Source organism: Bradyrhizobium sp. HKCCYLS20291 (genome assembly GCF_051167715.1).
Lineage (GTDB): Bacteria > Pseudomonadota > Alphaproteobacteria > Rhizobiales > Xanthobacteraceae > Bradyrhizobium.
In genome coordinates, this window is the sequence record NZ_JBNPTO010000009.1 from 122600 (window position 1) to 145481 (window position 22882).

Consider the following 22882-nt stretch of genomic DNA (forward strand, 5'->3'; position numbering starts at 1 on the left):
ATGCCGAGACCGGCGATTCGAGACTCATCCAGGAAAAGCGTGTGTCCCGCGATCCAGCTGAAAGAGCGCTGCTGCAAGGTCGAGGGCTCAGACCAGGTGGAAGCCGTCGTGATGCGCCTTGAACTGATCGAGCGTCACGCCCTTGAGCGTCAGCGTATCATGGGCCGCATCGGTGATGACGGTGTCGTGCCCGCCATTGGCCGACTGCGCCGCGCCGACGAGCGCCTCGACGCTTGCGAACAGCGAACGATCGATCTCGACGATATCCTTCGCGAGATCGAGGTCGCCGATCGTGGCGCTGCCGAAATGGGGGTTGAAGACGAAGGTGTCGTTGCCGGCCTTGCCGAGGATCGTGACGCCGCCGCCGACATTGACGAAGTTGTCGTTCTGGTCGGTGCCGTTGACGGTCGTCGCGCCATTGCCCGTCAGCGTGATCGTCAGCGGCTGCGCGCCCGACGTGCCGTGGCCGTCGCTGACCTTGGCCTGATAGGTCACGGTCAGCGTGTCGCCCGGCTGCAGGAAATCCAGGTTCACAGCGTCGGGATGGTAGCTCCAATGCAGCACCTCGGTGCCACCGTGGGAGGTTACGCTGTCGAAAGTGATCGCCCCTGCGCTGGCCAGCGCCTCGATATGGACGGTCTCCGGCAGGCTCGCCGCGCCGGAGTACTTGACCACGCCGTTGCCGATCACCGAGGCCGTCAACACGTCGCCGATGTCCTTGTCGACCACCGACAGGGTGCCAGACATGCCGCTTGCCAGCTTGACCGGCTGACCCGCGATGGTGCCGGCCGAGACGTTGTCGAGCTCGAACGCATCCTGGCTGCTCGCCAGGACGACCTTGTTGAACGGAGACAGTCCGAGGAATTCGACATAGCCGTTGGAGGCCAGCGAGTTCTGCCCGCCATTGGCGAGCAGCGGCGCCACGTCGCTGCCGGTATAGGACGCTACCAACTTGGTGCCGTTGTAGAACGAGATGCTGTTGTAGGCGTCGACCGAGCCCCAATACAGCCCGAAACTGTTCTTGGCGCTGTCGAAGGTGATGGTCTCCTGCGCGCGATTGCCGATGCTGAGATAAGCGGTCTTGTCCGCACCACCGGACATGAAGGGCGCCGCCGACACCGGCGAGGTTCCATGCACGATCCCCGCATCGCCGCTCGCCGTGAAGCTGGCATGCAGCGCCGCGCTCTGAAAGCTGCCATGGCCACGGCCGTTGTCCGACGTGCCGGGAGCTAACACGTTGTCGAACGTTTCGGTCGGCATCCCCTCCGCGTTGACCGAACTGCCGCTCGCGAGCACGGTCGCGCGCTCGGACAGGATCACGGTCTGAACGATCGGGTTGGTCTCACCCGTGATGACCGGCGCATCCTCGGCGCCGTTGACCTTGATGCTGACGGGCACGTCGACCACGCCGCCGTGGCCATCGTTGATCTGGACGGTGTAGGTCAGCGTCACATGCTGGCCGACGCCGAGATAGTCGAACACCTTGTCCTTCGCCGAGAAGCTCCAGGCCTGCGATCCGCTGCTGCCATTGCTGGACTCCTTCAGCTGACCGAGCGACAGCCAGCTCAGCAGGACCGAACTGTCCGACGGAAGGCCGCCATGCGCGCCCTCGACGGCAACGGCGGTCACCTTGACCGCATGGATGTCGGTGGCATCGGCATCGGTGAAGGTGATCACGCCAGTCGCGCCATCCAGCTGGCTGGAGTCCGAGGTGCCCGCCTGCTCGGCGATCTCGCGGGTCTGGAGCGCCGAGGTGACGACCGGCTGGTCGTTGGTACCGGTGATGGTGACCACGATTGTCGAGGTCGCACTGCCGCCCTTGCCGTCGCTGATCGTGACCGTCGAGGTGACCTTGACGGTCTGGCCGGCGCCAAGGAAATCGAGCGCGCCATCTGCGACCGTATAGGTCCAGTCGACCGTGCCGTTGTTGGTGTTGCCGCTCTGACTCAGTTGCAGCGCCTGCTCCAGCGTGGCGATCTGCCCCGAGCTCAAGTGACCGGACAGATCGGTCTGGTCGGCTCCGGTCCAGCTCACGCTCTGCGCGCCTGACAGGATGGCGGCGGTGGGGCGATCCGTCAGGTCAGCGTCGGTGAACTGAATGGTGCCGCCGACGCTGTGCGGATTCGACGCGCCGGTCTGCTGTGCCGTCTCGCCGATCGATCCGGTCTGGCTTGGATTGGCAATGACCGGCGCGGAGTCCTGGGCCGCCAGCGTGATCAGCGTTCCGCCATGGTGGTCATCGCTGCCGACGAAGTGCGCGCCCGAATAGTCGGCGCCGGTCAGGATCAGGTTGACGCTGTCGCCGTCGGCGTCGCTGACGGTCAGAATGCCGGTCGTCGAGTCGTACGCCGCCGTCGTCGTCGTCGCATCCCATCTGATCGTCGACAGATCAATCGTGTCGGAGACGTCGAGGCCGGCGATTTTGATGGAGGAGCCGACACCATCGACCGAGAAGCCGCTGTCGTCGACGACAAGCTCGCTGCCGCCAAGGCCGCTGAAGTCGATCGTCTGGGTGTTGCCGGCGCCGAAGTGCAGGATTGCGCCGGCATCGATTGCGATGGTTCCAAGGCCGGAGATCGAGCCGTTGATCTCCAACGTGCCGCCGACGACTTCGATCGTCCCGTCATTGATGATCGTGTCACCGAGGCTGCTGAGGCCGCTCGCGGTGAGCGTGCCATGAATGTACAGCGTGCCGTCGCCGACGACGTCCGTGCCGACGAGGGCGAGAACGGAATCGAGATCGACGATGAAGGTGCCGAGATTCTCGACATGCATGCCGGCCAGGGTCACGTCGCCGCCGGCAATCTCGAGCGTGCCGACGATGCCGACGCTCAGCGTGCCGCCGGTCAGAATGGTGTTGCCGTCCAACATCAGCGTCGACGGCACCGGAGCATCGCCAGCATCGTCGATGATGATCACGCCACCGTCGTTGTCGATATTGACACCGTCGAACGTGGTCACGGTCTTGGTTTCGACGTGTACGGTCCCGCGATTCACGAGGTCACCGCCCGTGACCGTGCTGTCCTCGAGCACCAGCAGGGAGTCCTGGTCGACCTGGACCGTTCCGGAGTTATCGACGGCCACCCTGGTCATCGTTGCACCCGCCGCCGAGACGACCTCGAGGACGGAGCCGGGATCGATGCCGATCGTGGCATCGCTGATCGTCGTACCGCCCTCAACGACGAGGGTCGTGGGCACCCAAGACGGGCCAGACGGCCCGTCCCCGGTGTTGACAATGCCGCCGCTCGCGCCGCCGGCATGTCCGATCTGGATTGCGCCGCCGTCGAGCGCGCTGCCGTCGACGCTGCTGTCGCCGGCCACCTCGATCAGGCCCTGGCTGGAGATCACGCCGCCAGCAATGCTGGTGGCCGCAAGCGACAGAGCGCCCCCGAGCGCGATCGTGATCGCGGCCGCCTCGGCGTTGGTGATCGTCTCGTCATCCAGCGCATTGCCGGTGCCGGACACGGCGATCACGCCGGAATTCCCGAGTGTGCCACCGCTGACCGCCGCGTGACCGCTCAACGCGATTGTTCCGCCGACCTCGTTCGTCAGCGCACCGCCGGCAATGCTCGAATTCGTCAGTGTGAGCTTGGCGGCAGTTTCGACCGTGATCGCGCCTTCCGCATTGTCGACCGCGGTGTCAACACCGAGCGCGAGTTCGCCGCCGGCGTTGACGTCGATCAGGCCGTCGTTGGTGACGCTCTCGTCCTCCAGCGCATTGCCGGCGCCAGACACGGCGATCACGCCGGAATTGCCGAGCGTGCCACCGGTCAGCGCCGCGTGACCGCTCAACGCAATCGTTCCGCCGACCTCGTTCGTCAGCGTGCCGCCGGCAATGCTCGAATTCGTCAGCGTGAGCTTGGCGGCATTTTCAACCGTGATCGCGCCTTCCGCATTGTCGACCGCCGTGTCAACACCAAGCGCGAGCTCGCCGCCGGCCTTGATGTCGATCAGGCCGCCGTTGGTGACGCTCTCGTCCTCCAGCGCATTGCCAGCGCCGGACACGTCGATCACGCCGGAATTCCCGAGTACGCCGCCGCTGACCGCCGCGTGACCGCTCAACGAGATCGTTCCGCTGGCCTTATTCGTCAGCGTGCCGCCGGCAACGCTCGAACTCGTCAGCGTGAGCTTGGCGGCATTCTCGACCGCGATCGCGCCCGCCGTGTTGTCGACCGCGGTGTCAACACCGAGCGTGAGTTCGCCGCCGGCCTTGACGTCGATCAGGCCGGCATTGGTGACGCTCTCGTCCGAGAACGTATTGCCCAGCCCGGATACATCGATCGTGCCGAAATTGCTCAGCTCGCCATTGCTGATGACAGCGCCATCGTTCAACACCAGCAGGCCGTCGGGCTGTTGCGGCGGCGCTTCTTCGCCCTCCCCGAGCGTTCCGAAGATATGAACCACGGGAGCGCCCTGGATCACGATGGTGCCGCCATCAATGCGGCCGCCATCGAGCGTCAAGCTCGCCCCGCGATCGACCTGGATCAGGCCGGAGCTGTCCTCTTCGGCATTCTCGATGCTGCCAAGCACGCTCAGCACGCCGCCGGACAGCTCGATCATCCCCGTGTTGGTGATGCCGGCTGCAGCGCCGAACTCGCCGCCACCAGCCAGCAGCACCGTGCCGGCATTGTGCAGCACGCTCTGGTCCAGCATCTGCGCCGAGCCGTCGACGGTGATGGTCGCGTTCGCGAAATTAAAGATATGCGCATCGGCCTTGGCGGTGAGCGCGCCGCTGATCGATAGCGTGCCGTGATTGTCCAGCTGCGGGACGGCTCCGCCGCCGAAATCGTTCAGGCTGACCGACTTGGCGAAGGCGTCCGCATCGATCGTCACCGCGAAGGCCGGCGTCAGGCCATGCAACTGATCGGTGATGATGATGACGTCGTCGGCTGCCGTCGGTGCGAGACCGGTCGCCCAGTTCGCGCCGTCGCTCCACAACAGAACCTGGGCGCCGCGGCCTTCGCCGGACTGCCCCTGCGTCGTCGCGATCCAGACCACGGCAGGATCGTCGGTGCCGGTGATGCTCACCGCGATCGTCTGGGCCGAGGTCCCCCCTTGAGAGTCCGTGACGGTCACCGTGTAGGTGAGCGTCAGCGTCTTCCCGGCCGGAATGAAATCGGCGACATAGACCGGAAGGTCAGCCAGATTCCAGTCGATCTTGCCGGTGCCGCTGCCGGTGCTGTCCGCCGCGAGCGACGCGGTGAGCGCCTGCTCGAACAACGCCAGCGGCCCCGGCGGAACGTTGCCGCCACCCTCCAGCACAGCGCTGCTCAGCTTGGCCGAGACGCTGTGGGTGTCGGTGAGGTCGACATCCTTGAAGGTGAGGGTACCCGAGGTCGGATCATCCGACGTCAGCGGCCCGCCCGGCACGCTGGTGCCGCCCGCGAAGGCAATGGGCTGAACGCTCGCCGTGATCGCGGGCTGGTCATTGGTGCCGGTCACCGTGATCGTGATCGGCACTTCGGTGTATTCGTTGGACGGCGCGAAATTGTTGTCGACGCGCACGATGTAGGTCAGCGTCAGCTTCTCGCCGGCCGCGAGGAAGTCGAAGGCGTTGTCGGGGACGCTGTAGGTCAGCGTCGCCGAGCCGTAATTCTTGTTGGTCGGATCCGCCGTCACCGTGACCTTCACGGCCGTCGCCAGCGCGTCCTTCAGCTGCAGCGCGTTCAACGTCCCGGTGACATCGGTCTGTTGTGCGCTCTTGTAGGCAAACGAACTGAATTTCACCGAGACGGTCGGCTGGTCGCCGGGATTGATGTCGGCGAAATTAACGCGGCTGAGAACGGTGTCGAGATCGGTGCTCACGCCGGTCTGGCCGGCCCGCTCCGTCAGCGCGAAGGCCGTCGTCAGCCGGCCGCCGATGTCGAGAACCCTGACCTCCGGCGGCCCGGGAATGTGCGACGGCGGCTCGGTTGTCGTCGTGGTCGTGGTCGTCGTCGTGATCGTGATGTCGGTGACCGCGAATTTCGGGACCGTGCTGGTGCCGTCGGCGAACTTCAGCCCGGTCAGCGTCTGCAGCGCGCCGATGTCGGTGAAATGGGTCGTCGTTTTGGGGTTGGTGTTGTTGTCGGTGAATTTGAGCGAGAAGACGTCGTTGATGAGCTTCTGAATGTCGGGCGAGAGCGGCACCGCGCTCTGATTGACAACGCCATTGCTGATCTGGATCTGCTGGCCGGCCTGGTTGACCACGGCGATCGGCTGCAGCGTCGTCTTGTCGAACAGGACGTAGGAGCCGGTGCGGCCATCGGGCTCGACGAGCACCTGGAACTTGGCGTCGGGCAGGCCGCCCTGCCCCGGCACGGTGAAGTCGATCTCGACCAGCACGGCGGTGCCGCGAATGCCCATGGTCGCGACCGGCGTGTCGACCTTCATGTCGCCATGCTTGGCCGTCTCACCGGCCACGAAGGAAATCGTCCCGGCGACCAGACTGATCAGCGACGAATTGTTCGACCCGTTCGGGTCGTACACCATCTCGTTCAGCACCATCCTCGCATTCGAGGACAGGCCGAACACCGTGCCGTCGATGAAGGTGATGCCGAGGGTCGAGTCCGTGCCGGACTGGACCACGTCACCCTTTTCGACGTTGTCGCCGTTGTGAAGGATGATCGAGACGCCGTTGCGGACCGCGGTCGCCGTGCCCTGAAGCTTGGTGACGTGACCGATCACCTTGCCGGCGCTCGGCGCGGCTCCCGCCTGGCTGACCTGCACGGCGCCCGAGAGCGCTCCGACGAGATCTCCGGTGAGATGCGCGCCGTCGGGCGACGCCAGCGGAGCGCGCTTCTCGCCCTTGAAATAGTCCGTCAGAACAATGTCGCGGCCTTGGGACGACAGGACCAGGTCGAGACCCGACCGCTTGAACTCGGCGTTGAAAAGAAAGTGGGCGTCGGGAACGACGATCGCGTCAGCCGGCGCGTGGGCCGGCGGCGCGTCGAGCCGCACATGCGCATGGGTATGCGCGGACGCGCCAAGGCCATCGGAGAAAAGCGCGGCGTCAAATTTGCCAGCGTAATTCACGGGGCCACCGACATATGGTTAATTATTACATAAGAATTTGTGCTCAATGCCTGCATATCACTGGGGCGTGTCTGGCGGAACCATCTTCAGCTTGTGCTTCCAACCCGCAAGACGAGCCTCTTTCCATGGGATTGCTGCCAACTCGACAAGTTTTTGCCTCACTTTAAAAATTCAAATCCTGAATAATGAAGTATTGAAGCAGTGAAAATCGCGCTTCGATAGTCAAAATAAGTAATACTCATATACGTTTTACTTGGCGCGACCACGCTGTCGCCACCGACTTGGCGTTATCAGCGAAATTCAAGTGTCGGTGTGTGTTCGCGCCAACAGCAATTGACAGATTGTAACGCGTACGGCCGCAACTCTGCGCGGTCAGCAGCACGCAACTTGGACGTGAATTGTTCCCGGTCTTGCGACCTTTGGCGGGTCCAACTCAGCCCTTTCGTTAGAGTTTGTCGCATCGGCGCAACACAACGTTCAGCAAGATTGCTCCGATTCGCGCGGCCAGCGCGGGAAATTAAGCGGACCCCAAGGTCCCCCGCCGGATGCTGAGGCCAACGATCCGGTTCCCTCAGGCATCAGACCGCATGAGCAGAGACCCGGCGCAGGGCGTCAAAATGAACAGTCACGCGTTGATCCGCTGGTTTATGCTGCTGGCAACCAGTGCCGCCGCCTGGACCGCCGGGCCGGTTGCCGCCGGGCCGGTCGGGCAGCCATTGGGATTGGCAACGACCCTCGAGCGCGCCGCAGAGCCGTTCGGCCTGTTGCGGCTGGACCTCGGACCGGGCCCGCTGAGGAGCAAGTGGCAGCAACTCGTCAACCGGCTGGACGATGAGCGCGTCCAGCTCGCTTTGTGCGATGGAGATCGCGAGCGCTGCGCATCATCAGCAGCCCTGCGCCTGCTTGCCATCGTCGACCAGGGTCGCGCCCGCGACGGTCGCGCCCGGCTTGGCGAGATCAACCGCGCCATCAACCTCGCCATTCGCGCCACCAGCGACTCTGCCGAATATGGCGAGATGGACGTGTGGAGCTCTCCTCTGCAGACGTTCGAGCATCGTGCCGGTGATTGCGAGGATTACGCGATCGCCAAGTTCGTTGCACTCCGGCTGGCCGGTGTCGCCGCCGACGATCTGCGGATCGTGATCCTCCGCGATGCTATCCGGGGCGAGGACCATGCCGTGACGACCGCCCGCCTCGATGGACGCTGGCTGATGCTGGACAATCAGCGCATGGCCCTGGTTCAGGACAGCGACGCGCGACAGATCCGGCCGCTGTTCGTGTTCGACGAAGTGAGCATCTCGAGCTTGCAGGAGCCCACGCTGGCGGCGGACATGACCCTCGCCGGGAGGGACTCCGGCGGGACGGCGACCCGGCGCTTTGCCTCGTCCAACTGAACGAGTGCGCGCTGGCCCCCCTCTCCCAGAACGTGATTCCGACGCTACGATGTGATGTACTCCACTCCGAGCGGCACGCGCCGGTTTCGGCGGGAACGGCCGGCAGGGATGGCGCCCAAGGATCGCAGCCGGCGGCCCGTTCACCGCGCCGCAAGGAGTTGCGTCCAATTTACAGACGCGAACCGAACGAGCGGCCATGACCCCGGACAGCCCTGCCCTCGCCGTGCGAGGATTAACGAAATGTTTCGAGCGCCCGGCGGTCGATGGACTCGACCTCGTGGTGCGCGCGGGTGAGTTCTACGCGTTGGTCGGCCCGAACGGCGCCGGCAAGACGACGACGCTGCGCATGGTGGCGGGCCTGCTGCGACCGGACGCCGGTCGTGTCGAGATCTTCGGCATCGATGCGTTGCGCGAGCCGATCGCCGCCAAGCAGGTGATGGCCTGGGTCTCCGACGAGCCGATGATCTACGACAAGCTCACCCCGCTCGAATATCTCGAATTCGTCGCCGGCCTCTGGGGCATCGATCCCGCGACATCCAACCGGACCGCGCAGGAGCTCCTGATCTCGCTCGGGCTCGAGCGCCATCTGCACGAACGCTGCGAAGGATTTTCCAAGGGCATGCGCCAGAAGGTGGCGCTGGCCGGCGCGCTGGTGCACGATCCGCTCCTGATCATCCTGGACGAACCGCTCACCGGCCTCGATGCCGTGTCCGCGCGTCACGTCAAGGGACTGCTGGCCGAACGGGTCCGCCGCGGCGGCACCGTGATCATGACGACCCACATTCTGGAGGTTGCCGAGCGCATGGCCGACCGCATCGGGGTCATCGCGGCCGGGCGCCTCGTGGCGGAGGGAACGCTGGCCGAGCTGCGTCAGCAGAACGGACAGAACGACACCAGCCTGGAAGAGCTGTTCATCGCGCTGGTCGACGTCGAGTCCGTGGCATGACCCGGACGGCCACGCTTGCATGGTTCGCCCGTCATGAGTTCCGGCTCGCCTGGCGGGAATGGCTCGGCATGATCACGGCTGGCAGACGCCGGCGGACGCGCGCCGCCATCATCGGCCTGCTTCTGTTCGGCGCCGTCATGCATCTGCCGGCCTGGGCCGTCGTCGGCCGCTACGCCGACCTGCAGCCGCCGCTCGACAAGACCTCGCTCATCGTCATCACCGCGACGATCATGCTGTCCTGGGCGCTGATGCTGTCGCAGGCGATCGAATCGGTGACGCGCGTATTCTATGCCCGCGCCGATCTCGATCTGATCATGTCGTCACCGGTGCGCCTCGCGGAGATCTTCTCGGTCCGGATCGCGGCCATCGCCCTGTCCGTCACCAGCATGGCGCTGCTGCTGGCGACGCCGTTCGTCGACGTGCTGCTGATCGAAGGCGGCGTACGCTGGCTGGCTGCCTTCGTGGTGGTCGCGGCCATCGGCCTGTCTGCGGCGGCGCTGGCGATCGCGATCACCATCATCCTGTTTCGCCTGATCGGCCCCGCGCGCACGCGGCTCGTCGCTCAGATCCTGGCGGCCGTGATCGGCGCCGGATTCGTCATCGTGTTGCAGATTGCCGCGATCGTATCCTACGGCACGCTGTCGCGCTTCGCCATCCTGACCTCGGACGCGGCGGCCGCGATCGCGCCGGATCCGGACAGTCTCGTCTGGCTGCCGGCCCGCGCGGCGCTCGGTGACGGACAGGCGCTGCTGATCCTGCTCGCCAGCGGCCTGCTGCTGCTCGGCCTCGTCATGACGGTGTTCTCGCCGCGCTTCGCCGACACCGCGATCAGCGCGGCGGCCCAGGGTGTCTCCAACCGCGCGGGGGCCCGTATCAGAGCGTTTCGCAGCGGTTCGCGGCAACAGGCGCTGCGGCGCAAAGAGTTCGTGCTGCTGCGGCGCGATCCCTGGCTGATCTCGCAGACGCTGATGCAGCTGCTGTATCTCGTGCCGCCGGCCCTGCTGCTGTGGCGCAGCTACTCCGATACGTCGCAGGCCGTCATCCTGATCACGCCGGTCATCGTGATGGCCGCAGGCCAACTCGCCGGCGGCCTCGCTTGGCTCACGATCTCCGGCGAGGACGCCCCCGAACTCGTCGCCACCGCACCCTTGACGAACGCGCGCGTGGTGCGCGCCAAGATCGAGGTCGTGCTGATCACGATCGCCGTGATCTTCGCGCCGCTGGTGCTCGCGCTCGGCTGGATCGCTCCCTGGCAGGCCCTGGTAACCGCAGCCGCCGTTCTGGTCGCCACGATCTCGTCCACCGCCATCCAGCTGTGGTTTCGCATCCAGGCCCGGCGCAGCCAATTCCGCCGCCGTCAGACCTCGTCGCGGCTCGCGACGTTCACCGAGGCGTTCTCCTCCATCGGCTGGGCGGCAACGGCCGCGCTGGCGCTCGCGCTGCCGCAAGCCGCATTGATCTGCGGCCTGATGACCGCAGCGCTGCTGTTTGCCGCCTGGAGGCTCAGCCCGGCGCGGACGTGACGGCGATCAGCGCAGCAGCTCCATGACTGCCGCGGCGAACGCCTCCGGCTCCTCCTGCGGCAGATTGTGACCGGCACGCGGGATCACGCGATGGGCAATGCGGTTGCTGAACTTCGCGGCGTGTGCCCGGCCGTCGGTCGCCGGGATCACACCGTCGCTGTCGCCATCGATCGTGATGGTCGGCACGTCGATGATGGGTTGCGCCGCCAGCCGGCGCTCGAGCTCCTGATAGAGCGGGTCGCCGTCTGCCAGTCCATAGCGGTGGCGGTAGCTGTTGATCACGACGTCGACGTGGTCGGGATTGTCGAACGCCGCCGCCGAGCGCGCGAAGATCGCGTCATCGAAGCGCCAATTCGGTGACCATTGCTGCCAGAGCAGGCGCGCAATCTCGGCGCGGTTGGCGGCGAGCCCGGCCCGGCCGCGCTCGGTCTGGAAGTACCATTGATACCAGAACGCAAATTCGCGTGGCACCGGCGCAGGCTCCAAGGCGCTGGCAATATCCTGTATCAGATAGCCGTTCACCGAGACGAGGCCGAGGCAACGCTCGGGCCACAGCGCCGCACCGATGCAGGCGGCGCGGCCACCCCAATCATAGCCCGCGAACACCGCGCGCGGGATCGCCAGCGCATCCATCAGCGCGATCAGGTCGGCCCCGACGGCCGCCTGCTGGCCCGAGCGCGGCGTGGACGGATCACGGAAGCGGGTCGGTCCGTAGCCGCGCACATAGGGGACGATGACCCGGCAGCCCTGCGACGCGAGCCGCGGCGCGACGTCGACATAGGAGTGGATGTCGTAGGGATAGCCGTGCAGCAGGATCACGACGGGACCATCCGCAGGACCAAGCTCGGCATAGGCAATGCTGAGCACCCCGGCATCGATTGTCCGCACCGGCTGCAACGCCTGCGACGATCCGCCCCGATCGGTCATGTCATCCTCCCACGCTCGCAACGGCCGGACCCGCCGTCGGGCCTCGCAGAGAGGATAGTTATGATCCGGTTTAGACGCTACACTGACCGGCGTTGTTGAAGAGGAACCGCCATGCTGCGCTCGCTGGTCTCGCTGCTTGCCGTCCTGGTCTCGTTCGCATCGCCCGCGCTGGCGCAATCCGGGCCCCGCACCAGCGAATGCCTGGCGATGGCCGGCGGGCCACCCCGCGCGATGCCGGTCAGCCTGCGGCAGGCGGCCGCAGCCGGCAACGAGGTGACGATCACCTATGCCGGCCACTCGACCTACTTCATCGACACGCCGATGGGCATCCGCATCGCAACCGACTACAGCGGGGCCTATCAGGTCGGACGCCTACCCGACGTGATCACCATGAACCGGGCGCATTCGACGCACTACACGCTGGCGCCCGATCCGCGCATCCCGCACGTGCTGCGCGGCTGGGGCGATGACGGCAAGCCGGCCCAGGTGTTCGAGCGCATCGGCGACGTGCTGATCCGCAACATCACCACCGACATCCGCCGCTATTTCAGCGACTCCATGGGCGCTGACATGATCAAGGACGGCAATTCGATCTTCATCTTCGAGGTCGCCGGCCTGTGCATTGGCCACCTCGGCCATCTGCACGTCAAGCTCGACGAAACGCATTTCGCGGCGATCGGACGGCTCGACGTGGTGATGGTGCCGATCGACGGCACCTACACGATGTCGCTCGACGGCATTTCCGAGATCACCAAGCGGCTGCGCGCATCAGTCGTGCTGCCGATGCACCGTTTCGCGACGCCGCTCGACGAGTTCATGCGCAAGATCGGCCAGCAGTTCGAGATCGACCGCCGCGCCGAGCGGACCCTGAAGATGTCGCGCGAGCTGCTGCCGTCGATGCCGACCGTGATCATCCTCGATGGCGTCTAGGCTCCGGCGAGGCTGGCGCCGCGGCGGCCTTCGGGCGTCAGGAACATGCGCTTGAGCTTATTGAGCACGCGCACCGCGAGGCCGAGCACGTAGGGCTGGGTCTTCAGGCAGAAGGCGAGCTTCTTGACGTGGCCCTCGACGTGCCATTTGGCATGCGCGCCATCGCGGAAGAAGATCACGTCGCCCGGCCCGTAGCGCTTCGGCGGCATCCCCTCGCTCTCCAGCACGATGGCGCCTTCCAGGATCAGGATCGTCTCGTCGAAATCGTAGTACCAGTTGAACTTGCCCTCGGTGCAGTGCCAGACGATCGTCGAGCCCAGGCCGTCGCTGCTGCGCGCGACGGTGCAGGAGGTCGCGGTCGGATTGCCCTCGATGATCCACGACGGCTCGATCGGGGCCGGCGTCAGGTCGACGGCGAGATTGGCGGTTTCGATCAAGGACGGGGACATCGCAAACCTCGACTGCAGAATACATGGACTGAAAAGGCCGGATGGACGCCGGCATGAGCCTGCGACCGTAGCCGGTTGCGCCTAATGGCCGCTTGCCGCGATCATTAAGATTTGAGCTGATACCCGCGACGTGCCGTCGCATCACAACCACGCCAGCGCTATAAACGTCACGCGAACGCCGCATTTTGTTCGCGGCCTCGCCAAACCTTCTGATCTACTGTTCGGCCGCACTGCAAGATGCGGTCATGCCCTTAGCGACGCATGATCCATCTGGCATCGTGCCGTCACCTTTAAAGATTTTCCGCCGCCGCAGAGACAAGGATTTCCCAGGATGCGCCGACTGAGCCTCGCCATCGCCCTCACGCTGTCCGCCGCCACCATTGCAACCACTTCGGCAGTCATGGCCGGCGAAACGCCTGCGCCCGACAATGCCAAGTCCTACTTCATCAACCTCAAGGACGGCGATACGGTTTCCTCGCCGGTCCTGATCCGCTTCGGCCTGTCCGGCATGGGCGTCGCGCCGTCCGGCACCGAGGCGCCGAACACCGGGCATCACCACCTGCTGATCGACGCGCCAGCGCTCGAAGGCGACGCGCTCAACGAGGCCATCCCGGTCGACACCGGCCACGTTCATTTCGGCAAGGGCCAGACCGAGGCCTCGGTCAACCTCGCGCCGGGTAAGCACACGCTGCAGCTCGTGCTCGGCGACTGGAGCCATATCCCGCACAACAAGCCCGTGATGTCCGAGCGGATCACCATCACGGTCGAGCCCACCACGCAGGCCAAGTCGCAATAAACAGGTCGCAACAAAGACGGGCCGGCGCGGCCTGCATTGTTGCGGGCTGCGCCATCGCCTCGTCCCGATCGTCCGATCGCTCGCTCCTCTACTCCCTGAATGCAAGCCGAAGCCCGCCCCAATGGCGGTCCCTGATGCGGATCGGCACGTCGATCTCCTTCAACGGCACGGTCACGCCGCCACCCATGTCGCGCTCGTAGCGCTGCGCGAGATGACCGTGCAGCGTGCGCGCGGCCGCCATCCCGGCGCGGTCCTTGTAGAAGCGGCGATTGCGGCAGTTCGCGACGTTCCAGACCTGCTCGCCCCGCCGTTGCGGCTGTGAGACCTTGCGATTGTGGGTCGGAATGTAGGCGTTGCGGTCGATCGCCACGCAGAACACGACATTCGGATCAGCCGCCAGCGCAGCCTCCTGGAACGGCGGCAGCAGCCGATCGCAGAGCGCCGTAAAGGGCGCATCGAACTGCTCCGGGTCGGTGCCGGGAATGCGCTGATAGCTGAAATCGAACCATTGCGCGACCGAGCTCTCGCCCGAACCGATCGACTGCTCGATCGCCGCCGTGATCTTGCCGGCGACCTCCAGCGCAACGTCGACATGCGCCTGCTCGGCGCGATCGAGCTCGGCAAGCAGCCGATCGACCGCGTCGCGCTGTGCCCGGGTGAGGTCGCGAAAGCTGAGATGGACGTCGCGATTGCCGATCGCCACGATGTCGCATTCGGCCGAGCCGAGCGCCGCGCATTCCACCTTCACCTGCTGCTGCTCGGCCAGGCCGACCACGTCCATCCCGGCGCGGAAGCGCAGGCCGCCGCCGGAGATGTCGAGCAGGGTGCCGTCGACGTGGCCGCCTCTGCCGTGCAGGCGCGCGGCGATGCTCACCGGGCGGCGCAGGTCCGAGGACCGCCGGTCGCCGAGGCTCGACGTCCGCAACGACACCATCAGATTGGCGCGCAGCTCGGAGACCCGGCCATTGGTGCCGTTCACGAGCTCCGACACCGTCTGGGTCTGCTGCTCGATCTCGGTCGAGCGGCCCGAGATGCGGGTGACCTTCTCGGCGACCATGGCGACACCCGACGAGGCTTCGGCGAGGCTTCGCGCCACCTCGCGCAACGTCGCCTCCTGCTCTTCGGCGGCGGCAGCCATCGCCGCACTGGCGCCGTCGATGCTGCCGATCGCCGCGCTGATCTTGCGGATGACGGCGGTGGAATTCGTGGTCGCGCTGGAGATGCGATCGATGCGCTGGGCGATGTCGTCGGCGGCTTCGGAGGTCTTGCGCGCCAGCGCCTTGACCTCGTGCGCGACGATCGCGAACCCGGCGCCGGCCTCGCCCGCCCGCGCCGCCTCGATGGTGGCGTTGAGCGCCAGCAGGTTGGTCTGCGCCGCCACCTCGGCGATGGTGCTGACGACCGAGGAGATCTGCTCGGCCGCATCGCTCAGCGCGGCGACTGTCGATTGAGCCTGCTGCGCTTCCCCAGCGGCTCGGCTCGCGAGCTGCGCCGTTTCGGCGGCCCGCTGCGCGATCTCCCGCCCCGTAGCCGACAATTCTTCAGCCGAGCTCGAGACCGTGGTGACGTTGCTGCTGGCGCGCGCGGACGCATCGGCCACCATGCCGGCCTCGGTTGCGATCGTCTTCGCGTCCGAGACCGCCTGCGCACTGCGGGTCGAGGCGTCGCCGCTGATGGTCATGACCTCGGCGACGGCGCAATCCAGGTCGGTTTCCAGCAACTCCCACATCTCCGCGAACATCTTCTTGCGCTCGCGCTCGGCGACCTCCTTGGCTCGCGCCTGCTCCTCCGTGAGCCGACGGTTCTCCAGCAGCTTGCCGTGGAAGATGCCGAGCGCACGCGAGATCTGGCCGACCTCGTCGCGGCGCTTCACCGGCTCCAGGCGGACATCGAGATCGTTCTGCGCCAGCCGCTCCATCGCGCGGGCCATCTGCAGCAACGGTGATGCGAGCCAGCGGCCAAACATGAACGCCGCCGCCGCCGTGATCAGCACGGTGACGCAGATCGACCAGAACACGGTGTCCTTCACGCCGGCCAGCTCGGTCTTGACGATCCCGAGCCGCTGGTCCGCCGCCGACCTGATGGCCTGCAGCGTCGGACTGACGCTCTCGTAGTGCCGCGTCAGCTCCGCAGCCTCGCCCAGCAGCTTGGTCTGGCCGCTCATGTAAGCGAGAAAGCTCGCCCGATAGACATCCATCAGCTTGATGATCTCGGCCTTGACGGATTCCGGCAGCTCGGACTTTGCGAGCTCGGCGCCAAACTCGTCGACGCGCTTGCGCAGGTCGTCGCCATATTTCGGATCGCCGCGCAGCATGAAATCCTTTTCGTGCCGGCGCATCATCAGCATCAGCACGGCAAGGCGCGGCTGATCATGTTTGGTCAACTGCGCCTCGACCGAACGAACGGCGCCGCGCAGCTTGCCTTGCAGCCCGTCATTCTCGTCGAAGCCGATGCTCTTCTGCGCGGCCACGACATTGGCGAACAGCGTCGCATAGCCGGTGATGGCCTGGCGCATCGACGCGGTCTGCCGCGCCGTTTCGTCATCGGGCGCCGCCGCGAGCACGGCGTCCACACGCTCCAGCCGCGACCCGATCGACGTGACGATCTGCTCATGCGCGGCGACCTTGGCGTCTGACGGCTTCTGCAGGAACTCCGTCGCGGTCCCGCGGGCCTGCAGCAGCCCTTCCCAGATCCCGCCGCTCAAGCCAGCCAAGGTCGCGACGCGATCTGCAATCTGCTGGCTGCGGCGCTCGATCGACAGGCCCGTGAGATAAAGGCAGCCGATGACCGCCACGCCGACGACGCCAAGGCAAAGAATTTGGCCCTTGAGCCCAAAACGAATCCGCCCCTGTGCCGAGGCGGCAAGCGTGGCACCCATGATTGTTCCCTGTGAATCAATTGAGCAACAGGGGTCAATCTTATCGATCGTGCTTAATGACGAACTAATCAAGACGCGCAGACAACAATTATTCAACCACTGAGTGCAGTAGAATTACGGTCTTCATCCAACGGCAAACGACGCTACGCACAGTATCGTGCAGCCGGCGGCTCAGAGAGTGACAGACCGCCGGCCGACTCTCAGATCAGGCCCACTCGCCCTTGCGGAACACCGGCACGCGGCGGCCGTCGGCGTGGACACCGTCGATGTCGGTCTCGGCCGCGCCGATCATCCAGTCGATATGGATGAGGCTCTGGTTGCCGCCCTGGGCTGCGATCTGCTGCGGCGACAGCGAGGTGCCATTGACGAAGCACTTCGAGTAGCACTGGCCGAGCGCGATGTGCGAGGCCGCGTTCTCGTCGAACAGCGTGTTGTAGAACAACAGGCCGCTCTTCGAGATCGGCGACGAGTGCGGCACCAGCGCCACCTCGCCGAGCCGGCGCGCGCCCTCGTCGGTGTCGAGCACCTTGTTCAGGACTTCCTCGCCCTTCGACGCCTTGGCCTCGACGATGCGGCCTTCCTCGAACTTGACCTGGATGTTGTCGATCAGCGTACCCTGATAGGACAACGGCTTCGAGCTGACGACGTGGCCGGACACGCGGCGGCAGTGCGGCGTCGTGAACACCTCCTCGGTCGGGATGTTGGCGTTGCAGACGATGCCGTTCTTCGCGGTGGAAGCGCCGCCTTCCCACTCGTGACCGTCGGCGAGACCGATCGTCAGATCCATGCCCGGGCCGGTGTAGTGCAGCGCGCTGAAGCGCTGGCCGTTGAGCCATTCGGTGCGCTCGCGCAGCACCGCGTTGTGACGCTCCCAGGCGGACACCGCATCCTCGCGGTCGACGCGCGACGCGGCAAAGATCGCATCGGCCAGCTTCGCCACCGCGACCTCCTCGGGCACGTCGGGGAAGACCAGCCTGGCCCAGGACGCGCTTGGATAGGCGATGATGTTCCAGTTGGTCTCGAAATTGGTGATCTTCTCCAGCGCCGGCTGATAGGCCTTGGAGTTGGCCTTGCTGGCGCGCGCCACCTTGGACGGGTCCTGCCCGGACAGCAGCATCGGGTTGTCGCCGACGATCGCGAGCCGCGCGGTGTTTTCGGAGAACGCCTTGGCCATGCCCTGATAGAGCCAGTCGGCGGCGCGGTCGAAGCTGGAATCATGACCGAAGCGATAGCGCGCCAGCGTCAGTTCCTCGTCGGAGAAGAACGAGGTCACGATCCCCGCGCCAGCCTTGTAGGCATGCTCCGCCACCTTCCGCACCAGCGGCAGCGCGACCGAGGGCGCCGTCAGCAACAGATCCTGCCCCGGTTGCAATTGCAGGCCGACCCGCACCGCCACCTCGGCGAGGCGGTCGAGCTTGACGGGATCGATGGCGGCATCAAAGTTGCGGGCATGTGCGGTCATCAGGGCGGTATCCAGTTTGGTTGCTTTGCGATTCATCAGAGATAAGCCAATCGAGAAGAGCGTCAATGGCATAAGGCCGTCCGCCCGTGCCGTACGCGCTCGCGTCAATCCTCCATCAGCAATCCCTCACCATGAACGTACCAGTCCGCGCGCGAGGCCCAGTGGACATGGCGGTCGGGCGTCGCGCCGAGCGGTTGATCGAAGCCGCCGGCGGGGATGATCGCCTCACGGCCGCTGCGCGTGAGATGCGGCATCGGGCTGCCGCATCTACCGCAGAATGCCGTGGCGAAGCTGCGTGCCTGCGGCAGGTCGAAGCGGACCACGCGGTCCTCGCCCTTGATCCAATGCAGCGCGGCGGCGTCGACGATCACCTCGCATGAATGCGCCGTCCCGCTCGCCTTGCGGCAGCGCGAACAATGACAATTAAGAAACCTGTCGAGCGGTCCGTCGACCGCGAAGGCGACCTCACCGCACAGGCAACTGCCACGAAAAATCGTCATTCCATCTCCCGTTCCAAGGGGGCGTTCGTTTCGGCCGCGATGATGCTCGACGAGCTAACAGGATGGATGTCGGCGGCCATCAAAACCTGACTACGTGTCGTAGCTCTCATTAGTACATCCAAGGTAGTAAGCGCTTCGTTCCATTGAATTCAGGAGTCAATGACTTGGGTTCGTTTGGAACCCGGTTCCAGCGGGCAGCTTGCTCGCGTATTTGCATGGCTCAAGGACGATTCGGTCACGTTGAGGACACGATTGGCCGTTGATTAGCCCGCGGCAGGGGGATTTCACAGTGTACAGGAGTCCTCCGAATGTACCGCGTAGTTGTTGTCGTCGCCGCATTGCTGGCTCTCTCCGTTCAAGCCGAGGCCCGTCCTCGCCACCATCATCACCATCACTATTCGTACCGTCACCACTCCGTGATGAATGCGATGGCCTCCATTCCGGGCGAAGGCCGCGTCGTCGGTGGCCGGCCGTCGGGATGTCCGCACGCCTTCTGCGGCTGCGAGGCATCGCTGTATACGTTTGGCCGCGTCATTCCCGAGCTCAATCTCGCCTCCAACTGGCGCCGCTTTCCGCGCGCCGCGCCTGCACCGGGCATGGCGGCGGTTCGCTCTGGCCACGTCATGATCCTGCAGCAGCAGGTCGCCGGCAACGTCTGGTACGTGCATGACGGCAATTCCGGCGGCCACGTCACCCGCGAGCATCCGCGCTCGATCGCGGGCTACACGATCGTGAACCCGAACGGTGGCTCGGCCATGGTCGGAGCTGCATCCCGCGTCACGCGGCAGGCCCGCGCGCCGGCGTTGCGGCGCGTTGCCCGCAACATGGTGCCGTCGAGCTGGACGGGGAGCCCCTCGCCGATGTCCTTCAACTAACAAGGCGACCATCGCGCTCACCGCTCCGTTCAGCGCGCTGCCTCGGCGCGGGTGACCTTCCACAAAGTGCAGGTCATCTCGCCGGGCACGTCGCTGGCGCTCTGTGCCAGCATCTCGGCCTCGACCCGATGCGTCGCCCGCAGCTGCGCGAACCAGCTGCGCGCGGGGGTTTCGAGCACGAGGAACGGACGATTGTCCCGCAGGATGTCCGCCGTCGTCATCACCTGGGGCATCGGCAGCCATGTCTGCAGGCCGTGCAGGATGTGATAGTCGACGGCATTGCCGCGCGACCGGTCCGGATAGTTCAGGACCACGTCCCAATCGAGCGCGAAGCGGTAGGCGTCGCGATGTGACGCGTAGGCGATCCGCGGCAGGAACACGTGCGGCGAGTCGGTGATCACCGGCAAGTCGCCCGTCACCAGGGCACGCTCGAAGAAGCCGCCGCTCGCGGCGGCGCAGACCGGCCTGCCGTGGACAGGCGTGGCCGCATGATCCAAGACGTTGCGTAGCATCAGCGCGGCGAGCACGAGTCCGATCGACAGCACCACCGCACGCCGGCGGGTTGCCGCGGCGAGCATGCATTCGCTCAGCACGACGCCGGCCAGGAACGAGACCACGAGTTGCGGCGCAAAGAATCGCGTGACCACGATCGGGAATGCGATCAGCGACACCAGCCAGCTACACAGCGCGAAGCCGGTGAAGCCGGCGGCGACGAGCACGACATAGCGGAGCGGTTGCCACGGTTCGGCGACCAGGATCGTTCCCGGCCGCAATTGCTGCCGCCGCAACAGAGTGACGGCCATAGCGGCCACGAACGGTGCCGCAACCAGGCTGATCACCATGATCAGCTGAGAGGAGAACACCACCTCGGCAAGCTCCGGCCAGCCCGGCCGCGTGATCCAGCCATAGGGGCTCGCGACCTTCAGCTGCTCACGCAGCACCGGGCTCCAGGCCAGCATCAGGACCAGCGAGGGAGCAAACGCCGACAGCGTCCTGCGTAGTGTGGCGATGTCGCGCGGGCGGCTCAGCCAGCCCGCCAGCGCGATGCAGCCAGCATAGACGATACCGAACGTATGCGACAGCGACAGCGCGGCAAACCCGAGCGCGAGGCCGAGCACGTCGCGCGGCCGTCCGTGCTCCATGAGCCGCTGCTGCAGCAGGGCGGCGAGCGCGGCCGCGGCGAAATAGACCGCATAGGTGCGGAGCTCGAAGGCCGCGAACAGCAGGTTCTCGTTCAGCGTCACGAGAATGAGAACACCGCCCCAGCAGGCCGCGGCGGACGCCACCCGGCGCCCGAGATACCACAGCCCCGCGAGGCCCGCGGCGACGAGCGCCAGATTGAGCAGCTTGAGCACGGCGACCGCGGACACCGACGCCGGCAGCCATCTTGTGAGCAGCCAGGCTACCGTAAGATACAGCGGCGGATTGCCGTCGATGCCGAGCGCGATGCCGTCCCACAGCTTGCGCAAGCTGGCCGCCTGCAGGAGATGCACCGTCAGCAGCTCGTCGGCCCACAACGGATCGTTAACCGAACGCGCCGTGAACGCCGCTGAAATGCCGATGCAAAGCAGCGTGCCGACGATGCGGAGCAGTTTTGGGGCTGAAAGGGCGGTCGAATTCATCGCTCGTGCTGCTGACTGCGCATCCATGGCCGAAAATCCTTAGCACCGGCTTTCCGTGGTCGATCTCATCGCCTTTGGTTCACACGATCTTAGGGAAGGCCGCCGCAGGATGGCGGCGGCGCCATGAGCGGTGAGACATGCCCCTTCCCTATTCCGACGCGATCGATCCGGCTCATGCCGGCGCAAGCCGTGATGCGCAACCGCGCGCCGGGCGCCCGCTGATCGTCGATGTCGACGCGGTGCTTGCGCACGCCAGCCTGTCGAGTGAGGCGATCTGGTCCGAGCTCGCGCATCACCCCTCGGCCATTTTTGCGCTCGCCGCCGCAGTGCTGCGCGGTCCCGTCGAATTCAAGCGACGCCTGGTGATCTCGGCGCATTTCGATCCGGCCCGGCTCGCCTACGACACCGAGACCGTGGGCACCATGCTCAAGGCGCTGGGCGAGGGCCGTCCGGTCTATCTCGCATCCGACCACTATGACGGAATGCTGGTCGGCGCGATCGCCCAGCATCTCGGCGTGTTCACCGCCTGGTCCGCGACCGAAAACGGCGCCCGGCTCGATCCGGAAGCGCTCAGCCTGCTGCACTCCTGGAGCAAGGGCTTCGACTATCTCGGCCAGGAGTCCGACGTGCTGCCGGACGGGGCAACGCCCATTCCACGCCGGTCCGCGGCGGCTGCAACGCTGGCCACTGCGCCGGCTGTCGGCTGGCGCGTCTGGGCCAGGCTGCTGCGCGTGCATCAATGGGCCAAGAATGCCCTGGTGCTGGTGCCGCTGCTGACCGCGCATCAATTCAGCCTGGGCGCGATGACGACGGCGCTGTTCGCTGCGCTCGCCTTCTCGCTCGGCGCCTCGGCGGCCTACATCCTCAACGACCTGCTCGACGTCACCGCCGACCGTGCCCATGCCACCAAGCGCGAGCGCCCGATCGCGAGCGGCGCGATCGCCCCGGTGCAGGCGATTGCGACAATGGCCCTGCTGCTGACGGCAGCGGTCGCCACCGCCGCCGCGATCTCGCCGCCGTTCCTCGGCGTGCTCGCGGGCTATCTCGCGCTCACCACCGCCTACTCGTTCCGCCTCAAGCGCATCGCGCTCGTCGACGTGGTCACGCTGGCCGTGCTCTACACCGTCCGCGTCGTCGCCGGCGCCGTGGCGATCGGCGTTGCGATGTCGGAGTGGCTGTTCGCCTTCTCGCTGTTCATCTTCATGGCGCTCGCGCTGGTGAAGCGCTACGTCGAGCTCGATCGGCGCAGCAGCGGCGACAGGCCGATGTCGCGCGACTATCAGCCGGACGACTTGGCGATGATCGCCGTCCTGGCCGCGGCGGCCGGCTTCAACGCCGTGGTGATCTTCACGCTCTACATCTCCTCCGACACGGTGCGCGCGCTGTACAGCCATCCGCAGCTCATGTGGGCCTGCTGTCCGATCCTCATGTACTGGATCGCGCGCGTGATGCTGTTCGCCCGGCGCGGCCTGATCGACGATGATCCCGTGATCTTCGCGCTGAAGGACCGCGTCAGCTGGCTCGCCCTCGGCAGCATGGGCGCGATCATGTTCGCCGCCCTGTAGC

Annotated in this window: 14 protein-coding genes; 7 read left to right on the top strand and 7 right to left on the bottom strand. The window is 65.8% G+C overall.

Annotated elements, in window-relative coordinates:
• Positions 1-87: 87 nt before the first annotated feature.
• On the bottom strand, positions 88-7014 hold the full coding sequence (locus ACQR07_RS20975) for an Npun_F0296 family exosortase-dependent surface protein (protein WP_434904065.1): 6927 nt from the start codon (positions 7012-7014) through the stop codon (positions 88-90).
• A 587-nt stretch (positions 7015-7601) separates the two neighbouring features.
• On the opposite strand from ACQR07_RS20975, the gene ACQR07_RS20980 reads away from it, so the two are divergent.
• From ACQR07_RS20980 to ACQR07_RS20990, 3 genes are all read left to right on the top strand, one after another.
• Complete coding sequence (locus ACQR07_RS20980; protein ID WP_434904066.1) at positions 7602-8408, top strand: transglutaminase-like cysteine peptidase; 807 nt, start codon at positions 7602-7604, stop codon at positions 8406-8408.
• A gap of 196 nt (positions 8409-8604) precedes the next feature.
• A complete protein-coding gene (locus ACQR07_RS20985; protein ID WP_434904067.1) occupies positions 8605-9354 on the top strand; it encodes an ABC transporter ATP-binding protein in 750 nt (249 codons plus the stop codon).
• Positions 9351-10877: a permease gene (locus ACQR07_RS20990; RefSeq protein ID WP_434904068.1), complete on the top strand. Its 1527-nt coding sequence runs from the start codon at positions 9351-9353 to the stop codon at positions 10875-10877. The genes ACQR07_RS20985 and ACQR07_RS20990 overlap by 4 nt, the downstream gene beginning before the upstream one ends.
• Positions 10878-10883: 6 nt before the next feature.
• Here ACQR07_RS20990 and ACQR07_RS20995 read toward each other — a convergent pair whose 3' ends face one another.
• Positions 10884-11804, bottom strand: coding sequence for an alpha/beta fold hydrolase (locus ACQR07_RS20995; RefSeq protein ID WP_434904069.1), 921 nt, complete (start codon positions 11802-11804; stop codon positions 10884-10886).
• A gap of 111 nt (positions 11805-11915) precedes the next feature.
• On the opposite strand from ACQR07_RS20995, the gene ACQR07_RS21000 reads away from it, so the two are divergent.
• Positions 11916-12734, top strand: a complete 819-nt coding sequence (locus ACQR07_RS21000; RefSeq protein ID WP_434904070.1) for an MBL fold metallo-hydrolase — start codon at positions 11916-11918, stop codon at positions 12732-12734.
• Here the strand turns inward: ACQR07_RS21000 and ACQR07_RS21005 are convergent.
• Positions 12731-13183 carry a cupin domain-containing protein gene (locus ACQR07_RS21005; protein WP_434865497.1) on the bottom strand — a complete coding sequence of 151 codons (453 nt, stop codon included), beginning with the start codon at positions 13181-13183 and terminating at the stop codon, positions 12731-12733. The genes ACQR07_RS21000 and ACQR07_RS21005 overlap by 4 nt on opposite strands.
• 331 nt (positions 13184-13514) lie before the next feature.
• Between ACQR07_RS21005 and ACQR07_RS21010 the strand changes: the two genes are divergently transcribed.
• A complete protein-coding gene (locus ACQR07_RS21010; protein WP_434865496.1) occupies positions 13515-13979 on the top strand; it encodes a DUF4399 domain-containing protein in 465 nt (154 codons plus the stop codon).
• 88 nt (positions 13980-14067) lie between these two features.
• Here the strand turns inward: ACQR07_RS21010 and ACQR07_RS21015 are convergent, their stop codons facing one another.
• From ACQR07_RS21015 to ACQR07_RS21025, 3 genes are all read right to left on the bottom strand, one after another.
• A complete protein-coding gene (locus ACQR07_RS21015; RefSeq protein WP_434904071.1) occupies positions 14068-16857 on the bottom strand; it encodes a methyl-accepting chemotaxis protein in 2790 nt (929 codons plus the stop codon).
• A 205-nt stretch (positions 16858-17062) separates the two neighbouring features.
• A complete protein-coding gene (locus tag ACQR07_RS21020) occupies positions 17063-18319 on the bottom strand; it encodes an aminopeptidase (protein ID WP_434865494.1) in 1257 nt (418 codons plus the stop codon).
• A gap of 104 nt (positions 18320-18423) precedes the next feature.
• Positions 18424-18819, bottom strand: a complete 396-nt coding sequence (locus tag ACQR07_RS21025) for a GFA family protein (RefSeq protein ID WP_434904072.1) — start codon at positions 18817-18819, stop codon at positions 18424-18426.
• Positions 18820-19127: 308 nt separating this feature from the next.
• Between ACQR07_RS21025 and ACQR07_RS21030 the strand changes: the two genes are divergently transcribed.
• Entirely contained in the window at positions 19128-19694 is a 567-nt protein-coding gene (locus ACQR07_RS21030; RefSeq protein ID WP_434904073.1) for a hypothetical protein, read from the top strand.
• Between the two features lie 29 nt (positions 19695-19723).
• On the opposite strand, the gene ACQR07_RS21035 is transcribed toward ACQR07_RS21030, so the two are convergent.
• Positions 19724-21316 carry a hypothetical protein gene (locus ACQR07_RS21035; protein ID WP_434904074.1) on the bottom strand — a complete coding sequence of 531 codons (1593 nt, stop codon included), beginning with the start codon at positions 21314-21316 and terminating at the stop codon, positions 19724-19726.
• Between the two features lie 137 nt (positions 21317-21453).
• On the opposite strand from ACQR07_RS21035, the gene ACQR07_RS21040 reads away from it, so the two are divergent.
• A complete protein-coding gene (locus ACQR07_RS21040; protein ID WP_434904075.1) occupies positions 21454-22881 on the top strand; it encodes a UbiA family prenyltransferase in 1428 nt (475 codons plus the stop codon).
• Position 22882 lies beyond the last annotated feature (1 nt).